Origin of the sequence: Rhodovastum atsumiense, assembly GCF_937425535.1 — a bacterium.
GTDB classification, from domain to species: Bacteria; Pseudomonadota; Alphaproteobacteria; order Acetobacterales; family Acetobacteraceae; genus Rhodovastum; species Rhodovastum atsumiense.
On record NZ_OW485601.1, the window covers coordinates 5,238,956 to 5,261,064 of the forward strand.

14 protein-coding genes are annotated in these 22,109 nt (G+C 71.5%); 2 read left to right on the plus strand and 12 right to left on the minus strand.

Translation table 11 applies throughout. The features are described from left to right. Window positions 1-17 precede the first annotated feature (17 nt). Entirely contained in the window at window positions 18-3,803 is a 3,786-nt protein-coding gene (locus NBY65_RS23625) for a proton-conducting transporter transmembrane domain-containing protein (protein WP_150040799.1), read from the minus strand. Window positions 3,804-3,855: 52 nt separating this feature from the next. Between NBY65_RS23625 and hypA the strand changes: the two genes are divergently transcribed. Together hypA and rnk are read left to right on the plus strand one after the other, a co-directional pair. Then, window positions 3,856-4,392, plus strand: coding sequence for a hydrogenase maturation nickel metallochaperone HypA (gene hypA, locus NBY65_RS23630; protein WP_203330473.1), 537 nt, complete (start codon window positions 3,856-3,858; stop codon window positions 4,390-4,392). Between the two features lie 925 nt (window positions 4,393-5,317). After that, window positions 5,318-5,767 (plus strand): nucleoside diphosphate kinase regulator, encoded by a 450-nt coding sequence (gene rnk / locus NBY65_RS23635; protein WP_150040797.1) that lies wholly within the window; start codon window positions 5,318-5,320, stop codon window positions 5,765-5,767. A 153-nt stretch (window positions 5,768-5,920) separates the two neighbouring features. Here rnk and NBY65_RS23640 read toward each other — a convergent pair whose 3' ends face one another. From NBY65_RS23640 to NBY65_RS23690, 11 genes are all read right to left on the minus strand, one after another. Next, window positions 5,921-6,436, minus strand: coding sequence for a hypothetical protein (locus NBY65_RS23640; protein WP_150040796.1), 516 nt, complete (start codon window positions 6,434-6,436; stop codon window positions 5,921-5,923). Continuing rightward, entirely contained in the window at window positions 6,433-7,074 is a 642-nt protein-coding gene (locus tag NBY65_RS23645; protein ID WP_239002780.1) for a glycine zipper domain-containing protein, read from the minus strand. Before NBY65_RS23645 ends, NBY65_RS23640 begins: the two co-directional genes overlap by 4 nt. Window positions 7,075-7,214: 140 nt before the next feature. Continuing rightward, entirely contained in the window at window positions 7,215-8,792 is a 1,578-nt protein-coding gene (locus tag NBY65_RS23650; RefSeq protein WP_150040795.1) for an SUMF1/EgtB/PvdO family nonheme iron enzyme, read from the minus strand. Between the two features lie 2 nt (window positions 8,793-8,794). Next, a complete protein-coding gene (locus NBY65_RS23655; RefSeq protein ID WP_150040794.1) occupies window positions 8,795-9,967 on the minus strand; it encodes an FtsX-like permease family protein in 1,173 nt (390 codons plus the stop codon). Continuing rightward, complete coding sequence (locus tag NBY65_RS23660) at window positions 9,961-10,692, minus strand: ABC transporter ATP-binding protein (protein WP_150040793.1); 732 nt, start codon at window positions 10,690-10,692, stop codon at window positions 9,961-9,963. The genes NBY65_RS23655 and NBY65_RS23660 overlap by 7 nt, the downstream gene beginning before the upstream one ends. 187 nt (window positions 10,693-10,879) lie before the next feature. Further along, the gene (locus NBY65_RS23665; protein WP_150040792.1) at window positions 10,880-12,814 is read right to left on the minus strand and encodes a vWA domain-containing protein; all 1,935 of its coding nucleotides are present in this window, start codon (window positions 12,812-12,814) and stop codon (window positions 10,880-10,882) included. An 18-nt stretch (window positions 12,815-12,832) separates the two neighbouring features. Further along, complete coding sequence (locus NBY65_RS23670) at window positions 12,833-13,999, minus strand: SEL1-like repeat protein (RefSeq protein ID WP_150040791.1); 1,167 nt, start codon at window positions 13,997-13,999, stop codon at window positions 12,833-12,835. After that, window positions 13,996-16,611: a virulence factor SrfC family protein gene (locus NBY65_RS23675; RefSeq protein ID WP_150040790.1), complete on the minus strand. Its 2,616-nt coding sequence runs from the start codon at window positions 16,609-16,611 to the stop codon at window positions 13,996-13,998. The genes NBY65_RS23670 and NBY65_RS23675 overlap by 4 nt, the downstream gene beginning before the upstream one ends. A 16-nt stretch (window positions 16,612-16,627) precedes the next feature. Next, window positions 16,628-19,669 carry a virulence factor SrfB gene (locus tag NBY65_RS23680; protein ID WP_150040789.1) on the minus strand — a complete coding sequence of 1,014 codons (3,042 nt, stop codon included), beginning with the start codon at window positions 19,667-19,669 and terminating at the stop codon, window positions 16,628-16,630. Continuing rightward, complete coding sequence (locus NBY65_RS23685; protein ID WP_150040788.1) at window positions 19,669-20,715, minus strand: VWA domain-containing protein; 1,047 nt, start codon at window positions 20,713-20,715, stop codon at window positions 19,669-19,671. The genes NBY65_RS23680 and NBY65_RS23685 overlap by 1 nt, the downstream gene beginning before the upstream one ends. A gap of 103 nt (window positions 20,716-20,818) precedes the next feature. Next, window positions 20,819-22,102, minus strand: a complete 1,284-nt coding sequence (locus tag NBY65_RS23690; protein WP_162530536.1) for a hypothetical protein — start codon at window positions 22,100-22,102, stop codon at window positions 20,819-20,821. Window positions 22,103-22,109: the final 7 nt, after the last annotated feature.

A 22,109-nucleotide genomic window follows, 5' to 3' on the forward strand; every position in this document is an offset into this window, starting at 1 on the left:
TTTCTCTCTCAGGCCTGTCAGCCCTGCCCGGCCGGTGCGGGCACGCGCAGGGAACGGATGGCGGCGTCGGGGTCTTCGAAGAGGCTCGCCGCGCCAACCCGCGTGAGATCCGGGGCCAGGGTGGTGACGCCGCAGCTGTGCGGCTCGCTGCGTACCAGCCCGGCGCGGTGGCCGAGCCGGAGCCAGGGCAGCAGCGCAAGGCCCAGCACCAGCATCAGGAAGGCCAGCAGGCTCGGGTTCCAGCCATCGACTCCGGGCAGTCCGCCGAACAGGCGCGCCGCGACAGGGGTAAGCCCCAGTTCGGCCTGGATCCAGGAGATCGGCACCAGCACCAGGCCGGGCAGGAAGGTGACGGCCAGGCTCGCGAGCGTCAGCAGCCCCATTGGAACCAGCATTCCGATCGGCGCTTCGCGGGCGCTCAGGGTCCTGGCGGTCGGCGTCCCCATGAAGGCCACGTGCGCGAACTTCAGCACGGCCGCCAGGGTGAAGAGGCTCGAGACCATCGCCATGACGCCGAGCATCCAATGGCCGGACTGGAAGGCCGCCTCGAAGATCATCCATTTCGAGCTGAAGCCGTTCAGCGGCGGGATGCCCGAGAGCGACAATCCGGCGAAGAGGAACATGCCGAAGGTCAGCGGCATGCGGCGGCCGAGCCCGCCCAGTTCGTCCAGCATGGTGGCGTGGCTGTGCACCATCACCGCACCGGCGACCAGGAACAGCGTGTCCTTCAGCAGCATATGGTTGACGAGGTGCATCAGGCCGGCGGCGACACCCAGCGATGTGCCGAACGACAGCGCCAGCAGCACGTAGCCGAGCTGGCAGACCGTCGAGTAGATCAGCAGCAGCTTGATGCCCTTCTGCACCATTGCCATCGCGCCGGCATAGACGATGGTGATGCCGGCAATGACGGAGATCACGGCGAGGAGGGTGGGCTGGCCGCCGATCATGCCGCCGAACCGCGCCAGGGCGGCCGCGCCGCCAAAGGCGAAGGACAGCTTCAGCACCGCCCAGGGGCCGCTCTTCAACAGCACGGCCGAGATGTAGCCGGACACGGGCGTCGGGGCGGCGGCCGGATGCATCTGGTAGTCGATCCGCGCCGGCAGCATTGCCGCCTTCATCACCAGGCCGAGCAGGATTAGCCCGACCATCGACCCAGCCGTCAGCGGCGGCAGCGCGGCCAGTGCGGGCGCGATGTCCCCGAGCATGACAGTCCCGGTCCGGGCGGCGAGGCCGGCGACGCCCAGGAAGAGGAAGCTTGCCCCGATCGTGTTGAACAGGAAGTACTTGAAGCCTTCGCGCCGTGCCTCCTCGGTTTCCTCGTGGATGATGGCCGCCCACAGGGCCCAGCTGCTCATCAGTTCCCAGAAGGCGAAGAAGGTGAACAGGTCGGGGGCCGTGGTCATGCCGAGCAGGCCGGCGACCATCACGAGGAAGGCGGCGTAGAAGCGGGGTTGGGCATGGCCATGCGCGAGATACGCCGTGGCATGGGTCATGTTGAGCGCGGCAACGCCGGCAATCAGGGCGGCGAAGCCAACCGAGAGCAGATCGCCGTGCCCGGCCTGCAGCAGCACGACACCGAGCGCCACCACGAGGGTCGCCACGGCCAGCCGCCCGGCCCAGGTGACCGAAACCCGGCCGATCGCCAGCACGCCGATCGCGCCAAGCATGACCAGGCTGGCGCTCAGCGGCCAGGCGGTCACGAGGTTCGGCAGCACCGCCGGGGCCATCCCGCCGCGCAGGGCGACGAGCGTGCCGACACGGGCCACGAGATCAATCTGGTATCCGGGGACAAGGCCGCCCAGGAGAATGGCCGCGGCCAGCACGCCCATGGCCACCAGCATCGAGGCCGGCGCCTCGCGCAGGCCGGTCGGCCCCGCATAGGGGCGATAGAACAGCACGCCGATGACGCGCGTGTAGTAGACGACGCCGATGATCCCGCCGAGCAGAAGGATCGCGGCAACCGCGTAATCCCCATTGCTGGCTGCGGCGTAGATCATCAGGAACTTGGAGACGAAGCCGGAGAAAGGTGGCAGCCCCATGATGGCCACGCTGGCGAGCGCGTAGGCGCCGGCGGTCAGCGGCATGACGCGGCCGAGCCCGGCCATGTCTTCAATGCGGCGCAGGCCGGCGCGCAGCAGGAAGGCGCCCGCCGCATAGAAGAGCAGGATCTTCATGACCGCGTGGTTGGTGACATGCAGCAACGCCGCGTCCGTCGCCAGCGCCGTGCCGATGCCGAGAATTGCGGCCACTTCGCCGATCTGTGCCAGCGTCGAGAATGCCAGCATCCGCTTCAGTTCGGTTTCAAACAGGGCGCGGATTTCACCATACAGCAGCGTGGCGCAGCCAAGGATCAGCAGGATGGTGCGCAGGTCGATGGCCTCGGTGGAGAAGCGCGCGAGCGCGCCGATGCCGAAAACCGCATATAGGATCTTCACGAACCCGAAGATGCCGGCCTTGGTCAGGATGCCGGAGAGCGGGCCGGACACCGAGGAAGGCGCCTGCGGATGCGCGACCGGCAGCCAGGCATGCAGCGGCACCAGGCCGGCCTTCACGGCGAAGCCAACGAAGAAGCAGGCGGCGGCCAGGAAGCCCGTCAGCGGCGCAATCCGGTCGATCCCGGCGGCGATCGCGGAGAATTCGAAGGAGCCGATTCCGGAATGCACCACGAGGATGCCGAACAGCATCACATAGGCACCGGAGGCACACATCAGGAAGTAGATCAGGCCGGCGCGCAGGGCGCTGCGGGTCTGCTCATGGATGACGAGGAAATAGGAGGTCCAGGTCATCAGCTCCCAATAGACGTAGAAATTCCCCAGCTCATGCGCCGTTGCCAGGCCCAGGAGCGAGCCGAACATGAGGAAGGCGAAGAAATAATAGCGGTTGGTCCATTCCGCATGGGCCATGTAGCCGAGCGAGTAGATCACCATGACGCAGGCGATGCCGGCGAACAGCAGGGCGAACAGCCGGGATGCCGGGTCGAGCGTGTCGTCGACGGCCACCAGGGTCAGGGTGACGACAGCCAGCGCCACCGCCGCGACGTCGCGCCAGCGCGGCGAGAAGCGGCCGATCGCATAGAGAAGAAAGCCGCCGATATAGGGCACCAGCACGAGGGAGGCCCAGGGCGCCTCGAAGGCCGGCACGGCCGTGGCGTCGGTCACGCCGGCAAGCCATTCGGCAAGATGCTGCAGCGGCACGGGCCAGAAGCTGATCAGCGCCGTGACACCGGCCAGCACGGCCGCCACCGGCAGCACCTGCCGTGACACCGGGGCGAGGTCGATGCGCCGCGGCGGCTGCTCGAAGCAGACCCGCTGGATGATCAGCATGTAGTAGACAGCAGCAAGGATCGTCGCGGCCGTGGCGATGGCGGCGAGTTGCCAATGGCCCTGCTCGATGGCCGCGTAAAGGATCAGGAACTTCGAGTACGATCCCTTGAACGGCGACAGCCCCATGACGGAGAACATGCCGAAGCCGAACAGGGTCGCGGGCACCGGCATGCGGTGGCCACTGCCTGCAAGGTCGTTCAGGCTGGCGGAGCCGGTGCGGCGGATCAGGTACCACCCCATCACGACCACCAGGCCGCGCATGACCAGCTGGTAGCCGAGATGCATGAAGGCACCGGTTTCGCCGGCCGGTCCCCCCAGCCCCAGGCCGATCAGCACATAGCCGACTTCGGCGACAGTCGATACGAGGAGGACGCGCGGCAGGTTCGGCAGGCTTGCGAGTGCTGCAGCCTCGCCGAACAAAAGAAATATGGTGCCTACCCAGGCCAAGGCCATGGGATCGAGCACACCCATCGAGAGCATCGGGATCTCCGTCCGGTCACATGGCATCCAGTGCCATCGGGACAGTCGCGCGATGGCGGGCCTGGCGCTGTCAGGCTCCCGACAGGTTCACCTTTTTGGGTGTCGTCTGGGCGACACCGACCGGACCGGGGATGCGCTAGGTCAGGCCCTGCCGGCGAACAGCGGAGACGAAGAGATGCACGAAACAGCCATCGTGCGCGGGCTGATGCGGATCCTGGAACAGAAGGCCGCGGAAAGCGGCATTCGCCGGATCGTCTCGGTGCGGCTGAAGGTCGGCCGGCTGCGCGGGCTGGAATCACGCCAGCTTCGCGGCTGCTTCGCGTTGTTCGCCGAGGACACCCTGGCTGAAGGCGCGCAGTTGATCATCGAGGAGGTGCCGGTGCAGGCGCATTGCCCGGCCTGTGATCGTAGCTGGGTGGCCGCCGCGTACCGGCTGCAATGCCCCGGATGCGGCGGCACGGAGGCGGAGATCCAGACCGGGCGCGAGCTTTACATCGAAAGCTTCGAGGGAGAGCGCGCCTGCCCGAAGGACCGCACTCCCGCAGGCGCTTCCCCATTCGGTCGGCGGCATCGCATTACAACTTTGTAATATATTCCACTTTCCGGGCTCCGTCGCTTTCCGCTGGACCGGAGCGGTTGCGCGTCCCGGATTCGGCCATGGAGCCTCCTTCGAACGGCGGCGTGACTTGACCGAACCCGTCTGGTGGGCAAACTAATCAGCATGGTGTGGGTGAGTGCGATATTCCGGCGCCGGCTGGCGCATGCGGGAAGCCTGATCGCGGGCCTCTAGCCCCAGGTTTGTGGCGGTGCGCGTCCGACGCCCGCCCCAACCTGGGGATGACCTCATTTCTGAGACGCATCAAGCGTGGCCGCCCCGCCGCACCGGTTGGGGCGCCTCTGTCACTTGGAAGGACAGAATCCACCATGTCCATACCGTCTTCGCGGCCCCCCTCAGGGGATCCCGGGCCTGTGGTCCTGCCTGACCTTCCCGCGGACGCCCTGCCGGAACCAGATCCCGACGTGGTGCCTGTCCTGGCTGCGCCCGACTATTCCTGCCTGAAGGGACTGGCCCGGTCCTGGCGCCATCCGGAGGATCCGGTCAAATGGATGCTCACCGACAAGCTTGGCCGGTGTCGCGTGGTGCCGCCCGATGCCGTGTCATCGGGCGTGGCAGTCCTGGGGGCCCGGGTGATCTTTGCCGGCGCGGACGGCGTGCCGGAATCCCGCGTTCTGGTGACGCCCGGGGATGATGCCCGTGAAGGCTTCACTTTATGCGTCACGACACCGGTCGGTGCCGCGTTGCTCGGCGCCTCCGTCGGGCAATCGGTCGAGGCGGCGGAACCGGGCGGGCGCCGCGTTGTCCTGTGTGTCCTGGCCGTGCACCACGATCCTGGTCCGCGCCTCACGGTGGGCAGGCCGTCGGACCGCCGCACATGTCGGGGGAAGGTGAGGCGTGGCGTGACATATCCCCCCGTGCCTCAGGCGAGGCATCGAAACAAGCAGGGAGGAGCTTCATGAATGAAACAGCCAGGGCGGACGCCATGCGCCCGCCGTTGCTGATGTCGGTCGAGGATCACACCCGGCTGGTGGCCCTGGCAGAGGCCGCGGTGCGGCGCAGTCCGCTGGTCGCTCGCCTGCTGATGGAGGAGGTCGACCGTGCCGATGTGGTGCCGGCGGGGCAGATGCCTGCCGGCATCGTGACCGTGGGGTCCGTCGTCGAGTTCGGCGAAGCGAGCACGGGCGAGACACGGCGGGTTCGCGTGGTGCTCCCGGGCGAGGCCGACATTGCCGCGGGGCGCATTTCGGTGCTGTCCCTGGTTGGGGCCGGGCTGATAGGGCTGGCGGAGGGGCAGTCGATCGACTGGCCCACCCAGGATGGCCGGATCAGGAGACTCACCGTGCTGTCTGTCGACGCCGCATCATCCGACGCGGCGGAGGCTGGCACCGCCGCGGTCGTCACATGACCGGATTTCGGCCGCGCGGACCTTCGGTTTGCGCGGTTTGATCACGCCGCCATTGACCCTCCAGTTGGCGCTGAACGACCGGATAGCCGTTCAGCGCCAACGACGAGGCGATGGCGATGATGAGGAAGGGACAGGAGAACCGTCCCGTTGGTGTCAGTCGCGTGGCGCCGCTCGCAACACCGCCTGTTCCAGTGCCCGCACGCGCTGTTGCTGTTGCTGTTGCTCTTCACGCAGGCGCGGGGGCGCGTCCGGCCGGGTGGCCGCCTCGGCCTGCAGGCGTTCCTGTTCGCCGCGCAATTGCCCGAGGTCCTGCTGCAACTGGGCCAGGCGCTTCTGGTCGGCGCCGGCGCGGCTGCGCGCGGACGCGATCGACTGTTGCAGCATCAGCACGCGGGCGCGCTCATCGGCGATGTCGACGCGCAGCCGGGCCTGCGCGGCGGCCGCCTGGTCGCGGCGTGCCATCGCCGCGCGGGCATCTTGTTCGGCCGCATTGCGCTCCTGCTCGACCTGGGCGAGGTCGACCTGCAACTGGTCGACGCGCGCCTGGTAGCCGCCGCCGACCAAGCACCCCCCAACAGTGAAGATGTTGCGATCCCGGTGGGGATCGCAGGGTTGATTGGCACAGGCCGCGAGGCCGAGCGTCAGCGCAAGAACGGCCGAACGTTTCACGCGTCGATGCCTGCCATGTTCTTGTTCAGGCGGTCGAGGCCGTTCTGGGCGCGGTCGGTCTGCTGTTGGATGTCACGGGCCTGCTTTTCCAGCCCCGAGGTGTCCTGTCCCTTCGCCTTCAGATCGGCCACCTGCTGGTAGACGGCGCGGGCCTGGGCGCGGCCGCGCTGCACGGCGGCGCTGGCGGCGTCGCGCTCGGCCTTTGCCTGGGTGAGGGTCGCCTGCTGCTGCTCGGTCAATGCGTGGTTCGCCTGCCACTGCCGGCGCAGGCCGCGCAGCGAGCTTTCGTAGCGGTGCGCCGCCTGCTCCGCCGAGGTGGCGGCCTGGCGCTGCTGCAATGCTGCCTGTTGCGCCGTCGCCGTGCGCTGGCGCAGTTCGTCCTCGACGCTGGCGAATTTCTGCTGCTCGTTGTCCATCGCCGCGCCGGCAACGGTGCCCACCGCTGCCCCGGCCACGGCGCCGATCAGCGCGCCGTTCTTGCCACCGGCGATGCCGCCGATCGCTGCACCGGTGGCACCGCCCACCAGCGCGCCCTGCCCGGCGAGTGGCACATTCGAGCACCCCACGGTGCCGAGCGTCAGCGCCACCGCCATCGTCAGCCGCAGCGAGCGCGGGCACGCCTTCATCATAGTCGACATCAGCTAATCCTTTCTCGTTACTTAACGAGTGGCATCGTATGTTTTCGACTATACAGGCAGCGCCAATATAACTGGAAGTTGAAAAATGGGTGGAAAGATCCCCCGAAGGTAGATTTTTTTGAGCGGAAAATTTTGGTTTATTAACGAATATCCCCGGCGAGCCGGCGGTACGCGTCTTCCGGGGTGACCGTGCGGCCGCTCCGGGCGGTCGCCACCTCGGCCACGAACAGGCCGGCGAAGCGCCGCAGGGTTTCAAACACCGGCCCGCTGTTCTCGTTGTTCCACACGGCCAGTTGCGCCTGCAGCAGCTTCTGCGGGAGTTCCGTCTGTTGCAGGATCAGGCCGGTGAGCACGGCGAAGCTGGTGTCGCGGGCGGTGGTGTATTGTTCCACCGCGCGCCGGGCGGTTTGCAGCCGGTCGGTTTCCGCCGCTGTCAGCGTCCGCCCCCGCAGCGCCGTTTCGGTTTCCGCCAGATAGGCGCGATGCCCGAGCACCCCCCGATGTTCGTTGCGGAAGGCGCGGATCAGCACGGCGCCGGCGCCGATCGCGCTGCGGGCGGCACGTTCGCTGGCCTGCAGGCGGTTGGCGCGCTCGTTCTCCACCGCGCCACGCAGCGCCGCCACCGCCCGTCGCTGCGCCGGATCACTGATCGCCTCCTCCAGCGAGCGCGCCAATGCCTGCGGGTCGGCGGCCGGCGAGAGCGCCTCGTCCTGGCGGGCGGTTTCCTGGTCCCAGGCCTGGCGCAACGCGCCGTCGGCGGTGAGGTCGGTGAGGATCGGCAGTCCGAGCGCTACCCGCAGCCCGAGCGTCGCCGGGGCGGTGGGGGAGCCGTCTTCCTGCACCGGCGGATATTCCACCCGCAGGCTGCTGCGGATGGTGTCGGCGGCGGCGCCGATATCGCCACCGCGCGCCGTGATGCCGCCCGCCCGTCCGCCCGCGCGCCCGCCGCGCGTCAGGCGGTAGGGGTCGAGCACCATCTCGGCGACGTTGCCGAGCATGTCATAGAGGCCGAGCCGGTCGGGCTTCAGCAGGCCGACCGGCTGCGGCGGCGCCCGCCGGCCGACCCGGCGCAACTGTGCATAGGCGGTGACCGGCTCGTCCATCGGCGGCAGGCGCTGGCGGAATTCGTTGGGCGTCACGGCGCCGCCGCCGCGCACGGCGAATTCCCACTCGGCCTCGGTGGGCAGGCGGACATAGGCGCGCGCCACGCCCTCGGCGGGCAGTGCCGTCGCGCGCAGCTTCAGCGCCGCCTGGGTGGCCGCTTCTGTGAAGCGGATCGCCTCGGCCCAGCTCACCCCGCCTTGCGGCAGCCGCCGCTGCTCGGCCGGCAGGGCGGCGAGCGCCTCGCACCCGCTCGTCACCGCCACGTACTGGCTGCGCGTGACCTCGTACTTGCCCAGCCAGAAATGCGCCGAGGCGCCGCGCCCGAAGGCGCCGGCCAGGAAAGCCTCGTGCACGAACTCGGAATAGGGGAGGCTCGCCTGTTCGTCGCCGAGCAGTTCCCGCCGGTCCGACAGCGGGCTGTCGGCCACCGGCGCCGGCACGCGACGGAACACCAGCGCCTGCTCGCAGGGCAGCGGCACGATCAGGTCGCCCTCGGCGGGGCGAGGGTTCCAGTCGGGCGCCCCGGTCGGGGCGGGCGGGGCCGCGGCGCGCGGGGCGGCGAGCGGCAGGCACAGCAGCGCGCCGAGCAGCAGCGCGGGATGGCAGCGAGGCATGGTCAGGTCTCCCGTAATCCTTCCGCCGGGGCAATGCGTAGCACCGGCCGCGCCGCCGCCGCGCCGGCGAGCAGCGCCAAAGCTAGGCTCGCGCCCAGCGCCGCCAGCAGGTCGCCGGGGGCGAGGCGGCACAGCGTGTCCTCGCCAAGCAGGCCGCGGCCGTAGGCAAGGTTGATCAGCACGCCCACCGTCAGGGCCACGAGCGCCCCCAGCACGGTGCCGGCGCCGGCCAGGGCCACCGCCTGCGCCAGCGGAAAGCCCGCCAGCCGGCGCGGCGGCACCCCGAGCAGCCGCAGCAGCGAGAGGTCGCGGGTCTTGCGGAGCACGTTGGCGCCGAGGCTGGCCGCCAGTGCCACCCCCACCCCGGCGGCGGCGCAGGCGGTGAGGATGGCGAACAGGGCGGAGAGGCTGCGGCCGATCTCCAGCGTCCATTCGATCCGCGCCACGTCGGTGCGCACCTCCAGCCCCTGGTCGAGCAGAAGACGTTCCAAGATAGCAACGTCAGTGATGTCGCGGGCGTACAGGCGGAAGCTGGGAAAGGCGTAGTCATCGGCGACCGCGTCGGTGCCGCGTTCCTGGAACCGCTCCAGCCCGGCGGCGAGCGCCAGCGGCGCGAACACCACGGCGTTCTGGGTGGCGCTCTCCGGGGCGATGGCGCCGACCGTCACGGTGGCGTCGTTGCGGCGGTTCCCTTCGGGGCCGCGCCGCAGCGCCCATACCACCAGCCGGTCCCCCACCGCGAACCGGCCCTGCCGGGCGAGCCGCGCGCTCAGCACCACGCTGGCCGGGCCGATCGCCGTCGCCGCCGGGCCGAGCAGCGGATCCCCGGCGGCCGACACCCAGAGATCGGCGTTCAGCCCGGTCACCGGGTCCTCGGGGCGGGCGACATCCACCGGCTGGGCCAACTGGCGCAGCCGGGGCGCCACGAAGGCAACATCGGGCCGGGCGCGCAACGCCTCGAACCAGGCGGGCGGGAAGCTGCCATGGCCGCGCAGGGCCAACTGGCGCGATTGCGGGTCGCTGCGCAGGGCCGTCATCAGGTGGTCCACCACGCCGGTCTTCAGCCCGAGCAGCAACAGCAGCGGCGCCACCACCGCGGCCACCGTCAGGGCGGCGCAGGCAGAGAGGCGCCACTCGTGCCAGGCATCGGCGAGGGCGAGGCGCAGGATCAGCATGGCGCCGCTTCCGCTGCCGCGCGCGCCACCGTCTCCCCGCCCTCGGCGACGACGGCGAAGCCCAGCACCGGCAACCCGAGCCGCGCCACCGCCGCGTGGTCATGGGTGGCGATCACCAGGGCCGCGCCGGCCGCCGCCGTCTCGGCCAGCAGCAGCTCCAGCACCTGCGCCGCACGCGGCGGGTCGAGCGCGGCGGTGGGCTCGTCGGCCAGCACCAGGGCAGGCTGATGGGCGAGGGCACGGGCGATCGCGGCGCGCTGGCGCTGCCCCACCGAGAGCGCCGCCGGCAGCTTCCCCAGTTGCCCGGCAATGCCGAGCCGCCCCGCCAGCGCCTCCACGCGCGCCCGGCCGGGCAGGCCGCAGATGCGGCGGGGCAGGGCGATGTTGTCGCCCACCGAGAGGAACGGCAGCAACGCGCCGGTCTGCGGCACGTAGCCGATGTGGCGGGCACGCAGCGCATCGAGCGTGCCGCGCCGCCAGCCGGCCAGGATGTCACACGCCGCGCCGCCGACATGCAGCGTGAAACCGGCAGCATCATCAGGGCGCAGCGCCAGCGCCAGCAGGTCGAGCAGCGTGCTCTTGCCGCTGCCCGACGGGCCGAGCAGCGCCAGCCGCGCCCCAGCCCTCAGGCATAGCTCTGGCACCTCCACCCGGAAGGCATGCTCGCCGGCGCCACGGCGAATCACCGCGGTGCGCAGGTCGAGCAATGGCGGAGCATGGGTCATGCCTGAGCACTGCTTGTGCAGGCGGGGCTCCGCCCCCGCACCCCGCCAGGGCGCTGCCCTGGACCCGGCAGGGGTCGCAGACCCCTGCACCCCCTGGGTTCCAAGGGCTCGGCCCTTGGTGGGGGTCCAGGGGGCAACGCCCCCTGGCGGGGCCGGGGCAGCGCCCCGGAAGGGGAGGCAACCGTCATCAGGGCAGCATCGCCAACGGCACCGGGAACACTTCCTCGCCCGGATCGTTGCCGCCGCTGATGTTGGTCCAGATGGCGCTGCGGTTATATTCGCGATAGGCCCGTAGCCGGGTTTCCAGGTTGTCGAGGAACTCGATCTGCGGCCCGCCGAGCATGCTGCGCCAGGTGTCGCGGTCGAGCGTCGCCACCGCCGAGAGATAAGGCAGGTCGTCGAGATACTCGCCGAGCAGGCCGCCGAGGTTCTCCAGGCCGCGCTCGCGCAGCCGCTCCGGGTCACGCGAGAGATGCGCGGCAACGCTTTGCAGCCGGTCGAACATGGCGTTCGAGTCGATCATGTTGGCGCGGCCCTGCTCGATGATCATCTGCACCGCCTGGGCCAGATCGTTGAGCTGGTTGCGGGTCAGCAGGACCCGCACCTCCAGGCATTCGGGCGGGTTGGCGGCGCGGTAGCCATCGGCGGCCCAGCCGCGCAGCACCGCCGGGGCGGTGGTCTGGTTCTGCCGGCCGAGCCAGTCGAGCCGCATGGCATGGCCGAGCAGCGCCGCCTGCCGTCCGATCGGTGCCCCTCCGCCGGCGGGGGGCGCCCCGGCGGCACCGGGCTGGGCCGCGACCTCGCGCAGCGAGGCCAGCAACTGGCGGACCATGCGGTCCATCGCCGCCGGATCGCCCGCCGGCACCGGGAAGTATTGCGGCCCGAGCGTCGGGAAGGGGGCGGCGGTGAGGGTCTTGTATTGCGCCTCGGCGAAGGCGTGGTTGTTGGCGCCGGCGGGGGTGAGCAGGTGCAGTGCCATCACCGCCACCCCGGCCTCGCGCGCCACCGCGCCGATCTCGGTCGGGCCGAGCCGGGTGGAGGAGAAGCGGTCGTTGGCGGCGCGGCTGCCGGCGTCGGTCACCAGCACCACCACGCGGGCGGCGAGGTCGCCCCAGTCCAGTTCCCGCACCGCCGCCAGCACGGCGGCGAAGCTGTCTTCGTTGAAGGAGAGGCTGTCGACGTTGGTGGCCCGCACCTCGGCGATGCGGCGGGCGAAGCTGGCGGGGTCGGCGTTGTCGGCGAAGCGGGCGAACACGCGGCTGACGTATTCCAGCCGCGGCTGCGCCTCCAGGCTGTTGCGGAAGCCGATCAGGGCGTAACGGGTGTTCTGGCCGGTGCCGGCAGTGGCGCGCACCATCTCGTTGAGGGCGGCGCGCACGCGCTCGATGTAGGGGTCCATCGACAACGTGGTGTCGACCACGAAGGCGATGCCGACGCCGAATGCCTGCCGTGCCGGCGGCGGCCCCTGGGTGATCGGGATCGACGCCACTTCCAGCGCGCGGTACTCGCGCCCGTCCTGGAAGGTGATCTGCTCGGCCTGCAGGATCGGCAGCAGGTAGAATTGCCGGTTGATGTCGACGTGCTCGGGCGGTTCGACGGCGGTGACCGGGAAGTCCGCCGGCACCGGCCGGCGCGCGGCGGCGAGGGCGAGGCCGTGCGCTTCCTGCTCGGGATGGGCGCCGCCGAGCATGGCGATCAGCGCGGCGCGTTCGCGGAAGAACAGGGTGCGCTCACGGGCGGCGGGGTTCTGGAACGCCGCCGTCATGGTGTGTGCCCAGGGGATGGTGTCCGTCGCCGGCAACCAGCCGAGCGTCGGCCCACGCTGGGCACGGCCGAGTTCCAGCCATTCCTGTCCGTCCGGGCCGGGGCGGCGGGCGAACACATACAGCGGCGTCAGCGGGGGCAGCGCCGCCTGCGCCCCGCTTGCGCCGGGCTGCGGGCGCGGTGCCGCCCCCGGTCGGGTGAGCGCGCGCTGGCGCAGGGTGCGCTTTCCCTCGATCAGCAGTGCCTGCCGCTCGCCGGCCGGGGGGGAGCCGGCCGGGGGCGCGGCGGGGGGGGCGGCGGCGCCGGGATGGGGCAGCGTCAGGCCGAGGCCGGCGGCGAGGAACAGGCGGCGGTGCATGCCGGGTCTCCGGGATGATCAGGGCGCGATGCCGGCGGCGGCGAGGGCCTGGCGGGCCTTCGTTGCCTCGGCGTCGTTGCCGCGTGCGAGGGTGCGCAGGCGTTCCACCAGCGTCTCGCGGGCGGTGCTTGCCTCGGTGTTGCCGGCGGCGGCGGCGCGGCCGTACAGATCCAGCGCCCGTGCCGGGTTGGCGGCCGAGAGCGGCCCACCGGCGCGGAAGGTCGCCGGGTCGTACAGCCGCCCGAGCCGCAGCATGGCGGCGGGATCGCCGGTGTTGCCGGCAGCACCGAGCAGGGCCACGGCGATGTTGCCCGCCTCGGGCCCGCCGAGCGCCATCAGCGCGTCGGCCAGCACGGTCTGCTGCGCCGCCGGCAGGGCGGCGAGCCGCTCCGGTGGGCAGCGCCGCGCCAGCACCGCGGCGGCGTCCTGGCAAGGATCGGCCGCGGCGGCGGCCGGTGGGGGCGCCGGCGGCGCGACCGGGGCAGGCGGCGCCGCGGGGGCGGGGGCCGGCGCCGGGGGCGGGGGCGGCGTGACGGCGGCCTCTGGCGACGACGGCGCCGGGCGATGCAGCCACCACCACGCGCCGCCGCCCGCCGCCAGCAGCAACAGCACCGCCGCCAGCGCACCCCACAGCGGCCAGGACGGCTGTACGGGTTTGACCGGCTGCTCCGGCGTCACTGGCTTCGGCGTCACCGGCTCCGGTTTCGGTGGCTCCGGTGTTGGCAGCGGCTCCGTTGTCGGCGGCGGCTCTGGTGGTGGAAGGGGTGGGGCCGGCGGAGGAGGCGGTGCCGGCGCCGGCGGAGGGGGCGGCGGGGTCGGCGCCGGGCGTTGGTAGGGCGGTGGCGGGGTTTCGTCGCCGCGCGCGATCGGCGGCCAGATCTCCTCGCCCACCGCCTCGGTGTCGAGCAGCGTCACCTGTACCGCCTCATCGGGGCGCATGTAGAAGGAAATCTCGCGGCCGAAGAACACCCACAATTCGTTGCCGCGCTTCTCCACCCGTCGTGCCGCCAGCCCCTCGCCCGACACCGACCATCCATGCGGGCCGATCCGGTTGTTGCGGTCGCGGGCCGGCGCTTCCAGCAGTACCCGCACTTCGGCGCCGACGAACGGGGCCGGCGTGAACACGAAGGCGCCGGTCGCGCCTTCCGGGTCGGCCTCGACCGGCTCGATCCTGAACTCCATCATGCGCTCTCCTGGAGCAGCGCCAGCACGGCGCCGAGGGCATCGTTCTCGGCCCGGTCCACCATTCCGCCGCCCTCGCGGTCGCGCACGTTGCGTTCCACCGCGTCGGCCAGCGAATCCACCCAGCCGAGGCAGAACATCGGTCCGAACGGCACCGGTTGCGGGCCGATCTCGAAGCCGGGGCCGGGCGGGGCGGGCGGAGTGAAGGCCAGCAACCTGGCGCCGGGGTGGGCAGGGTCCTCGCCGATCACCGGCCGCTCCGCCGCCAGCATGCCCTCGATCCGCAGGCCGACGAAGTTCAGTTGCTCGTTGACGATCTGGCAGGCGCGCACCGCCCGCCGCTCGGCCGACTGCACGAAATGCTGGCCGCCGCTGGTGCGCTGGAGCATCTGCGCCAGCCGCTCCGGCAGGCGGCAGCGGACGGCGGTGGCGATGATCTCGGCCACCAGCGCGTCGGCCTGCGCGGCCTCGAAGCCGAAATGGCCGCGCAGTTCCGCCTCGGCGGCGAAGCGGCGCAGCTTGCCGATCCAGCCGGCGGCGAGCACCCGGGCCAGCGCCTGCATGCGCGGCGAGGGCGTGTCCGGCGCCTGCGCCGCCGCGCCGCCCGGCAGGCGGCCGCGCAGGCTGATCGGCTTCGGCCGTTCCTCCGCCGTGACGCCGGTGCGCTCGGCCTCATCCTCGCTGCCGAGCAGGATCTGCAGCGCCTCCGCCGCCTCGAGGTGAAACATGGTCAGCAGCAGGCCGAAGCGCCCATTGGCGCCGTTCGCCTCCACCACTTCCAGCGCCGGGCGCAGCGCCGCGCGGCGCTTGGCCACTTCGGCGTCGAGGTCGTCGCTGACATGCCACTCCGCCAGCCGCCGTCGCATTCCCTCGCGCAGCATGGCAAGCTGGTTGCTTACCTGCCGCAGCTTCAGTTCCGGCCGGCATACCGGGGTCAGCCGCTCGACCAGGTAGCTCATGCCGGCGTCGTTCGGCCGGAACACTTCCGCCCAGGCGCGTTCGGGGTTGTCCATGTAGCGGCGGACATCCGCGTGCGCGGCGAATTCACGGCCCCAGCGTTCGATCTTTTCGGGAATGCCGGATTGGAAACCGACCTCCTTGCCGTCCTCAAGCACGGAGAGCGATTGCGACTTGCCCGGGTTGCGCGCCAGCAGCGTGTTGCGGAAGGGCGTGCCCGGATGCCATTCGTCCAGCCAGCCTTTTGCTTCCTGCAAGGGCTGCAGCATGCTGGCCTTGATGCGCGCCTCCCACAAATCGCCCGAGGGAGCATCGTCGGCGCGGCCGGGGGTGCGGTTGAAGTGCATGTCCACCCGCGTCAGCACCACGAACAGCGCCGTTTCCACCCGCGCCCGGTCTTCCGGCCGCTCGCCGTGGGTGCGGTGGATCCATTGCCGGATCGACTGGCGGATAGTGGCGTCGTACGGGTTGTTGCTTTCCTTGATGCAGAGCAGCAGCGCGTTCAGTTCGCGTTCGGCGGCGTAGCGCTCGAACAGGTAGGCCACCTTGCCGCGCAGGAAGAACTCGCCGAGCATGGTAGAGCGCGCGTTGATCTCGGCGGCGTGGTCCTTGCCGGTGCGTTCGCGCGCGCCGGGGAAGTCGAGCAGGTCGGTGCTCTCGAAGATCGGCCAGGGCAGCTCGGCCATGCTGATCTGCAGTTCGGCCACCAGTGCCGTCAGCTCGGCGCGGGTCAGCGTGCAGCGGGCGCCGTTCTGCGCCTGGATATCGAGGCGTGGGCCGTCGGCATCGGCGAGATGGTCGAGCGTATCCACCCGCAGCACGCTGTCGGTCTTCGGCACCAGCGCCTTGATCGGCGCCCACACCTCGCGGTCGAAGCGCAAATCTTGCAGCCGCCCGCCGAGCCGGCGCAGCACCCCGGTGAACGGGGCGAAGCGGTGCCACAGCAGCTCGTACAGCTCGACCCGCCGGGCCAGCGGCAGCACCGGGAGCATCGCCGCCATCCGGTCCCAGAACGGCCCCGCGAAGGCGGCCGCCGTGGGGAAGCGGCGGAACTCCAGCTCCACATAGCTCTGAAGGTCCCAGATATCCTCCTGCGCCAGCTCGCCATGCGCGCGAGCACCGCGGGCCTCGGCCTCGCAGGCGGTCAGCAGCTTCTCGATCTCGGCTGCCGGCAACTCGGTTTTGGTCGCATCGAGGGCGTCGCAGTACCAGGAATTGGCGAGGATCTTCACCAGGTCGGTCTCGCTGAGCAGGCGCAGCCGGGCGGGGAAACCCGCCGGCGCGGCCTCGCGGCGCATGGTGAAGCGGGTGACGAGGCCGGTCGCTTCCTTCTCCGATTCCGGGTTGATATCGGCGAGGAAGCCGCGCGGCTGGTCGAGCAGCGCCTTCAGCTCTTGCCCGGGCGGGCGGGCGAGGGTGGAGATCAGGTAGGACTTGCCGGCCTGCGACAGGCCGTACACCCCCACCGCCACCGGTCGCGCCGCGGCCGCGCGCAATTTGCGGGCGGTGACCGCCTGCAGCCGGAAATCCTTCTCCAGCACGGGGCGTTGCGCGGCGACCCGTTCGGGGTAGTCGCGCAGCCACGCCAGTGCCTGCTGCGCCGCCTGCTCGGCATTGCCGCACTGGCCGGCGAGACGATCGATGGCCGGGTCCGACATCGGGCGCGTTTCCTTCTCAGCGGTGCCGCGGCAAGGTGGCGAGGATCACGTCGAGCGTCGCCAACTGGCCGGAATCGAGCCACTGGCTGCCTTCGTCGGCAGGCAGTGTCTGCAGGGTGCGCGTCAGCGCGCGCGGGCGGGGTTTCTCGGTGGCGTCCACCACGCTCGGCTGGTCGATTTCCAGTTCCATGGCGTCGCCGTCCTCCTTGCGGGTCAGCTCGCGGCGGAGGGTGAAGCTGAGCGGCAGCACGAGGTCGGGCGGCGGGGAGGGCGCGAGGTCGAGCCGGTAGAGCGCGCTCGCCGGCCAGCGCTCGGCGGCGAACTGCTTGAAGCCGAGGAAACAGCGGCTGGAGAAAGTGGCGGTGGCCTCGGCCACCTCGCCCTCGCCGGCGGCGCTGGTGTCGATGTCGCGGAACAGGATATGGTCATCGAGGATGCGTCGGTCGCTTTCCATGATGCCGACGTGCCGCGCGGTGGAGCGCATGGCGAAGCGGTCGACCAGAGCGAGGTTGGTGAGCTGCCCGCCGCGCAGCAGCCGGTGGAGCATCGCCCCCACCGCGACGGTGGTCTTCGGGTCGAAGATACGGCCGGTGCCGTCGGCGAAGGGATACCAGGCGCCGATCCGGTAGCGGTGCATCGGCTGGATACGCTGCGGCTCGATCGCCAGCGAGGCGCGCACGCGCTCCAGCACCCCCGGCCAGCGCGCGCCGCGGCCGGAGAGCAGCAGCACGTCGCAATCGAAATGATAGACCATCTCGCAGAGCGGCTCGAGCACCTCGCCGAGCGTCTGCATGACCGTCTCGTGGATCGCCGGGAAATCGAGCGCCATTGTCGCGGCGACGACGTCGAAGCCATGCGCCCCTGCTTCGGCGGCCTGCTCGTTGAACCACGCGGCGGCCTGCAACTGCGCCGGCCGGGCCTTGCGGTTGCGCGTCGGCACCGGCGCGGCCTGCAGCCCGCCCGCGCGGGCCGCCAGCAGGGCACCGAGGAGGCGGGTCTCGACGCTGCTGGCCACCATCGGATCCCAGCTCTCGTACTCGGTCAGCAGGCCGAGGGCGGCGGGGGCGAACAGGTGACTGAGTGCCAGCCGTCGCGCCTGCCGTGCCGGCGCGGTGCCGGCCGGCACCCGGAACAGCGACACCAGGAATTGCCGCGCCCTTTCCTCGCCGAGCCCGGCCTCGGCCAGTGCGTCCATCACCGGCGGCATCACGTGGCGCATCACCACTGCTTCCAGCACGTCGTCGCCGGCCAGCCGGAAGCCCTCGCGGAATTCCTCGTGCGGCATCACCACGCGGGCGTTCAGGGTGTAGGTGTGGATTGCCAGATCGGTGGTGCCGCCGCCGACATCGATCGAGGCGATCCTGAGCGCAGGCCGTGCCGTGCCGTCCGGCCCCGGCCGTGGCCGCCCGGCCAGCTCGACGTATTCCTGCGCATTGCCCCGGCAGGCGCGGGTGATCTGGTCGTAGAGATAGACGATCTGGGTGGCGGTGGCCTCGTCGAGTCGCGCTTCCACCGGGATTGCCCGGCGCCGGGCCGGCGCCTCGCCGCTGCTGACCTGCGGCTCGGGCAGGCCGTCGCCTGTGACGTCGCGCAGCAGGTGGGTGGCGGCGCGGGCGCGCTCGCGCACCTTGCGCACCTCCTCCAGCGGCATCGCCGGCGGCAGGGTCAGCACCAGGCTGCCGAGGCGGCGCGGCGCCGCCATCACGTGCCGGCCGTAGCGGGCGGCGTAGCTGTTCACCTGCGCCCGTGCCTGCAGCAGCACCTCCAGCAGGAACAGGGTGAACAGGCTGGCGTGGCTGAACAGCGGCCTGAGGGCGATGCCGCGTGTCCCCGTCCGCAGGCTTTTCACCGTGCCGTCCTCGGTGAGATGGCGCAGGTAGCTGCCGCGAATCCCCTCGTCGCCGGCGGTGGCGGGGTTGAAGCGCCAGGGGGTCAGGCGCGCCTGCTCGTCCCAGAGATAGCGCTTCGGGCTGGAGAGCCCGGTCTCGCCCTCGTTGCCCCGGTTCAGCGCCGAGAGCCGCACCGCCTCCGGCCCCACCCGCACCGGGCTCGGCCACTCGAAGGCGGCGCTGCGGCGCGATTGCAGCGACCATTCCTCCTTGCCGAAGGCGGGCTGGGCGAATTCCACCCGGCTCTCGAAGGGCAGGTCGGAGACCACCTCCGGCATCGACAGGTCGCGCAGGCTGAGCCGGCAGGCATCGGCGATCGAGCGACCGCGCCCGGGCGTTTCCTCCACCAGGAAGCCGCAGGAGCGGCTGTTGCCGAGATCGAGCACCAGATCGACGTTGATGAAGCTGTTCTCGCGCTCGGCGGCGGCCAGGTCGATCAGCCGCACGGAGGGGATCGCCTCGCTCCGCTCCAGCAGGTCAAGCAGGGTGAGGTAGGCGGCGAAGTGGCGGCAGCCGATCGCGGCGTCGCGTGGCAGTTCCTGGCCGGCGCTGTCGCGTTCGCGGTAGGTCTCGGCCAGCCAGCCCTGCATCCAGGGGGTGTTCAGCAGCCAGGCCACTTCCTCGGTGCGGGTGGCCAGCGCGAACCGCCCCGGCTCGCCTTCGCGCGGGGCCAGGTAGCCGGCCGCGTCGTCCCGTTTCGCCAAGGTGGTGTCGAAGGCGAGCACGGCGCGGTGGCTGAACCCGCCTTCATCCGGCGTGGCGAGCTGGACGACGTGGAGCCGCGCCCAGTTGGACGGCCCCGGCGAGAGACGGCGGCGGCCGGGCGGCCCGTCCACCTCCACCTGCAGGAACGGCACCGGCACCCATTTGCGCAGGAACGGCAGCAGCGCGCCGCGCAGGTCGAGCGTGTAGGCGCGCTCGTCGTCACGGGCCACCGGTACCAGCCGGCCATCCTGCTCGCAGGCCCAGTTGCCGGGATCGTCCGGCATCTCGCGCAGCGGCCGCAACGCCGCGAGGCCATCCTGGCGCGGCAGCTCGTACCAGTCGCGGGTCAGGCGCAGCGCCTCCAGCCCGAGCGGCACGTCGAGGAACTGGATGCCGGACCCCGGCACCAGCGGCACGTCGGTGCCGGCGTTCAGGGGGGGCAGCTTGTTGGCGGGTATGATCATCAGGGCGTCTCCGCACGGCGGCCGGCGGCCGGGAGAGGAATGCAGGCGCGCGGCGGCGGGCGCAGCGCCTCGGTCAGCAGGCGCCCCACGTCGGCGCCGGCCGTTGGCGCCAGCACCCGCCCGCCGGTGGCCTCGGCGAGACAGGCAAGGGTCGGGTTGGCGGCGATGTCGATGACGGTCAGGCTGAGCGCCGGATCGGCGGCGCGGGCGGCCCGGGCGGCGGCGCAGGGATCGGCGTTGCAGCTTTCCTGGCCGTCGGTGATCACCACCACCGTCGCCGCCGTGCCGGCGGCGCGGGGGCGCACGGCGGCGGCGGCCTCGGTGATGGCGGTGGCGAGCGGTGTGGTGGTGGCGTTGGGCTGCGCCGCGGTCACCGCCTCCGCCAGGTGGTCGCGTTCGCCAGGGGCGAAACGGCGTACCGGCGCGATCTGGCAGCGGGGCGCGACGCCCTTGCCGTTGGGAGGGGGGGCGAAGGTGAGCAGGCTCACCCGGCTTGCCTGGGGCAGCGTGCCGGCCACCGCCAGCACCGCCCGCCGCGCCACCTCCATGCGCTGCTCTGCGGCCGGCACGGCGGCCCAGTCGGCCTCCAGCCGTTCCTCCAGCCTGCTGCGGTCGGAGCCGGTGGCGCGCTCGATCTCGTCGATGCGGGCCTGCTCGGCCGCCGCGTCCATGCTGCCGGGCCAGCGCATGGAGGTCGAGGTGTCGAGCACGATTGCCACCTCCGCCGCGTCGGCGGGGGCGGGGGCGCAGATCGGGCAGCGGCCGTGCCGGCGGGCGAGGTCGCCTTCCAGCTCGGCGATACGGCGACGCAGCTCGGCTGCCTCGGCCTGCAACAGGGCACCTGGCGGCATCGGGCAGAAGGCGGCGCGGGGATCGTTCGCCCCGGCCAGGGCGATTGCCAGCCGCGCGCCGGCCCAGGCGGCGAATACCGCGAGCGGTACCCCGACAACCACTGCGGTGATCGCCAACGCCACCAGGAAACGTCGGCGCAGCCAGGGGGCGGTGGCGACTGGCGCGGCGGAGCGGTCGACGTCCGGGCGGGTCATGGCACCGCGCACCCGGGGCCGCGCCGGGCGGGCCGCCGGATCTGGAGAAGGATGCTGATCAATGTGGGCATGCTCGCACCTCGGGATCGTCTCTGCGGCCGGGTCAGCGCCGGAAGCGACCGGTTTGCTTGCCGCGTCCTCCCTCCAGGTCGCGACGCAGGCAGGTGGCTTCGAAATCGCTGTCGCGGCGGCACTCGGTCTGGCCGAGCACCAGTCCTTTGCCGGGGCCGGTGCAGTGCTCCGCGTCGGTCAGGGTCAGCTTGCCGCCCTCGGCGAAGGAGGCGCGCAACGAGCCCTGGCAGACATCGCCGTCGCCCCAGCTTACTGTTTGTTGCCCGTGGCCCGAGCGATCGAAGCACAGCTTCCAGTCGCGGACCTCGTTCACCACCCGGGTCTTCATGTCGATGGTGCGCATGCTGGTGATGTTGCGCCAGCAGCCTTCCAGCATGCTGAGATCGCGTTGCTCCCAGCGATCCTTCGGCAACTCGGCGCGCGGCTGCGGTGCCGGTGGGGGCGCGGGGGGGGTGGGGGGCGGACGCTGGGCCTCCTCGACGCGGCATTGCAGGGCGTGGCCGGCGAGGCGTTGCTCCAGTTCGGCGATGCGGGCGCGCAGGCGCAGTTCCTCGTCCTGCAGGTCGGCGGCTTCGGCGGGCGGGGGCTCGGCGCAGGCAGTCGGCGGCGGCAGCCCGGCAATCGCGCCGGCGAGGCGGGGGATGAACCACACCAGCCCCGCTGCCAGCAGCAGGAGCAGCAGCGCCAGCGGCAGCCACCACCATGGCCAGCGGGGCCGTGAGATCGGCGTTGCCGGCGGCGAGGGCATGGCCGGGACGGGGGGTGGCGGCGTCGCCACCGGGCGGGGGGTGGCGAGGCGTTGCAGGTCGCCCAGCAGGTCGGGCAGGGGCGGCTGGCCCTCGGTGCGGGTCAGCCCCCAGGCGGCGGCGGTGATCTCGCCGGTGAGCGGCTCGGTGCCTTCCAGCGCCGCCTTGCTCATCGCCGTGACGAAATGGACGTCAGCCAGCACCACGTCCTGCAGCGCTACCTCGAGCAGGGCGCCGAGTGCCTGGTCGGAAGTCGCCCGGTTGGCCCGCAGGCGGGCGGTCTCGGCGTCCAGCGCCTGCATCAGCGCCAGCAGCGAGGCGGCGATTTCAGCGCGGCGATGCGGTGGCAGGGCGGCGGCGACGTGGATCGTGCCGGGAAGATCCGTGTACCACTGCACCCGGTCGGCGAGGATGTTCGGCTGCGAGAACAGCCGGGCCTGGGCGTGCAGGCCAACGGCTTCGAGATGGGTGACCAGTTGGTCGCGGTAATCCGGAACCACGCCGTCGAGGATGCGCCGGGGGCGGCGCTCGGAACTCGGCGTTTCCTTCAGCAGGCGCAGCGCGCTCATCCGGGTG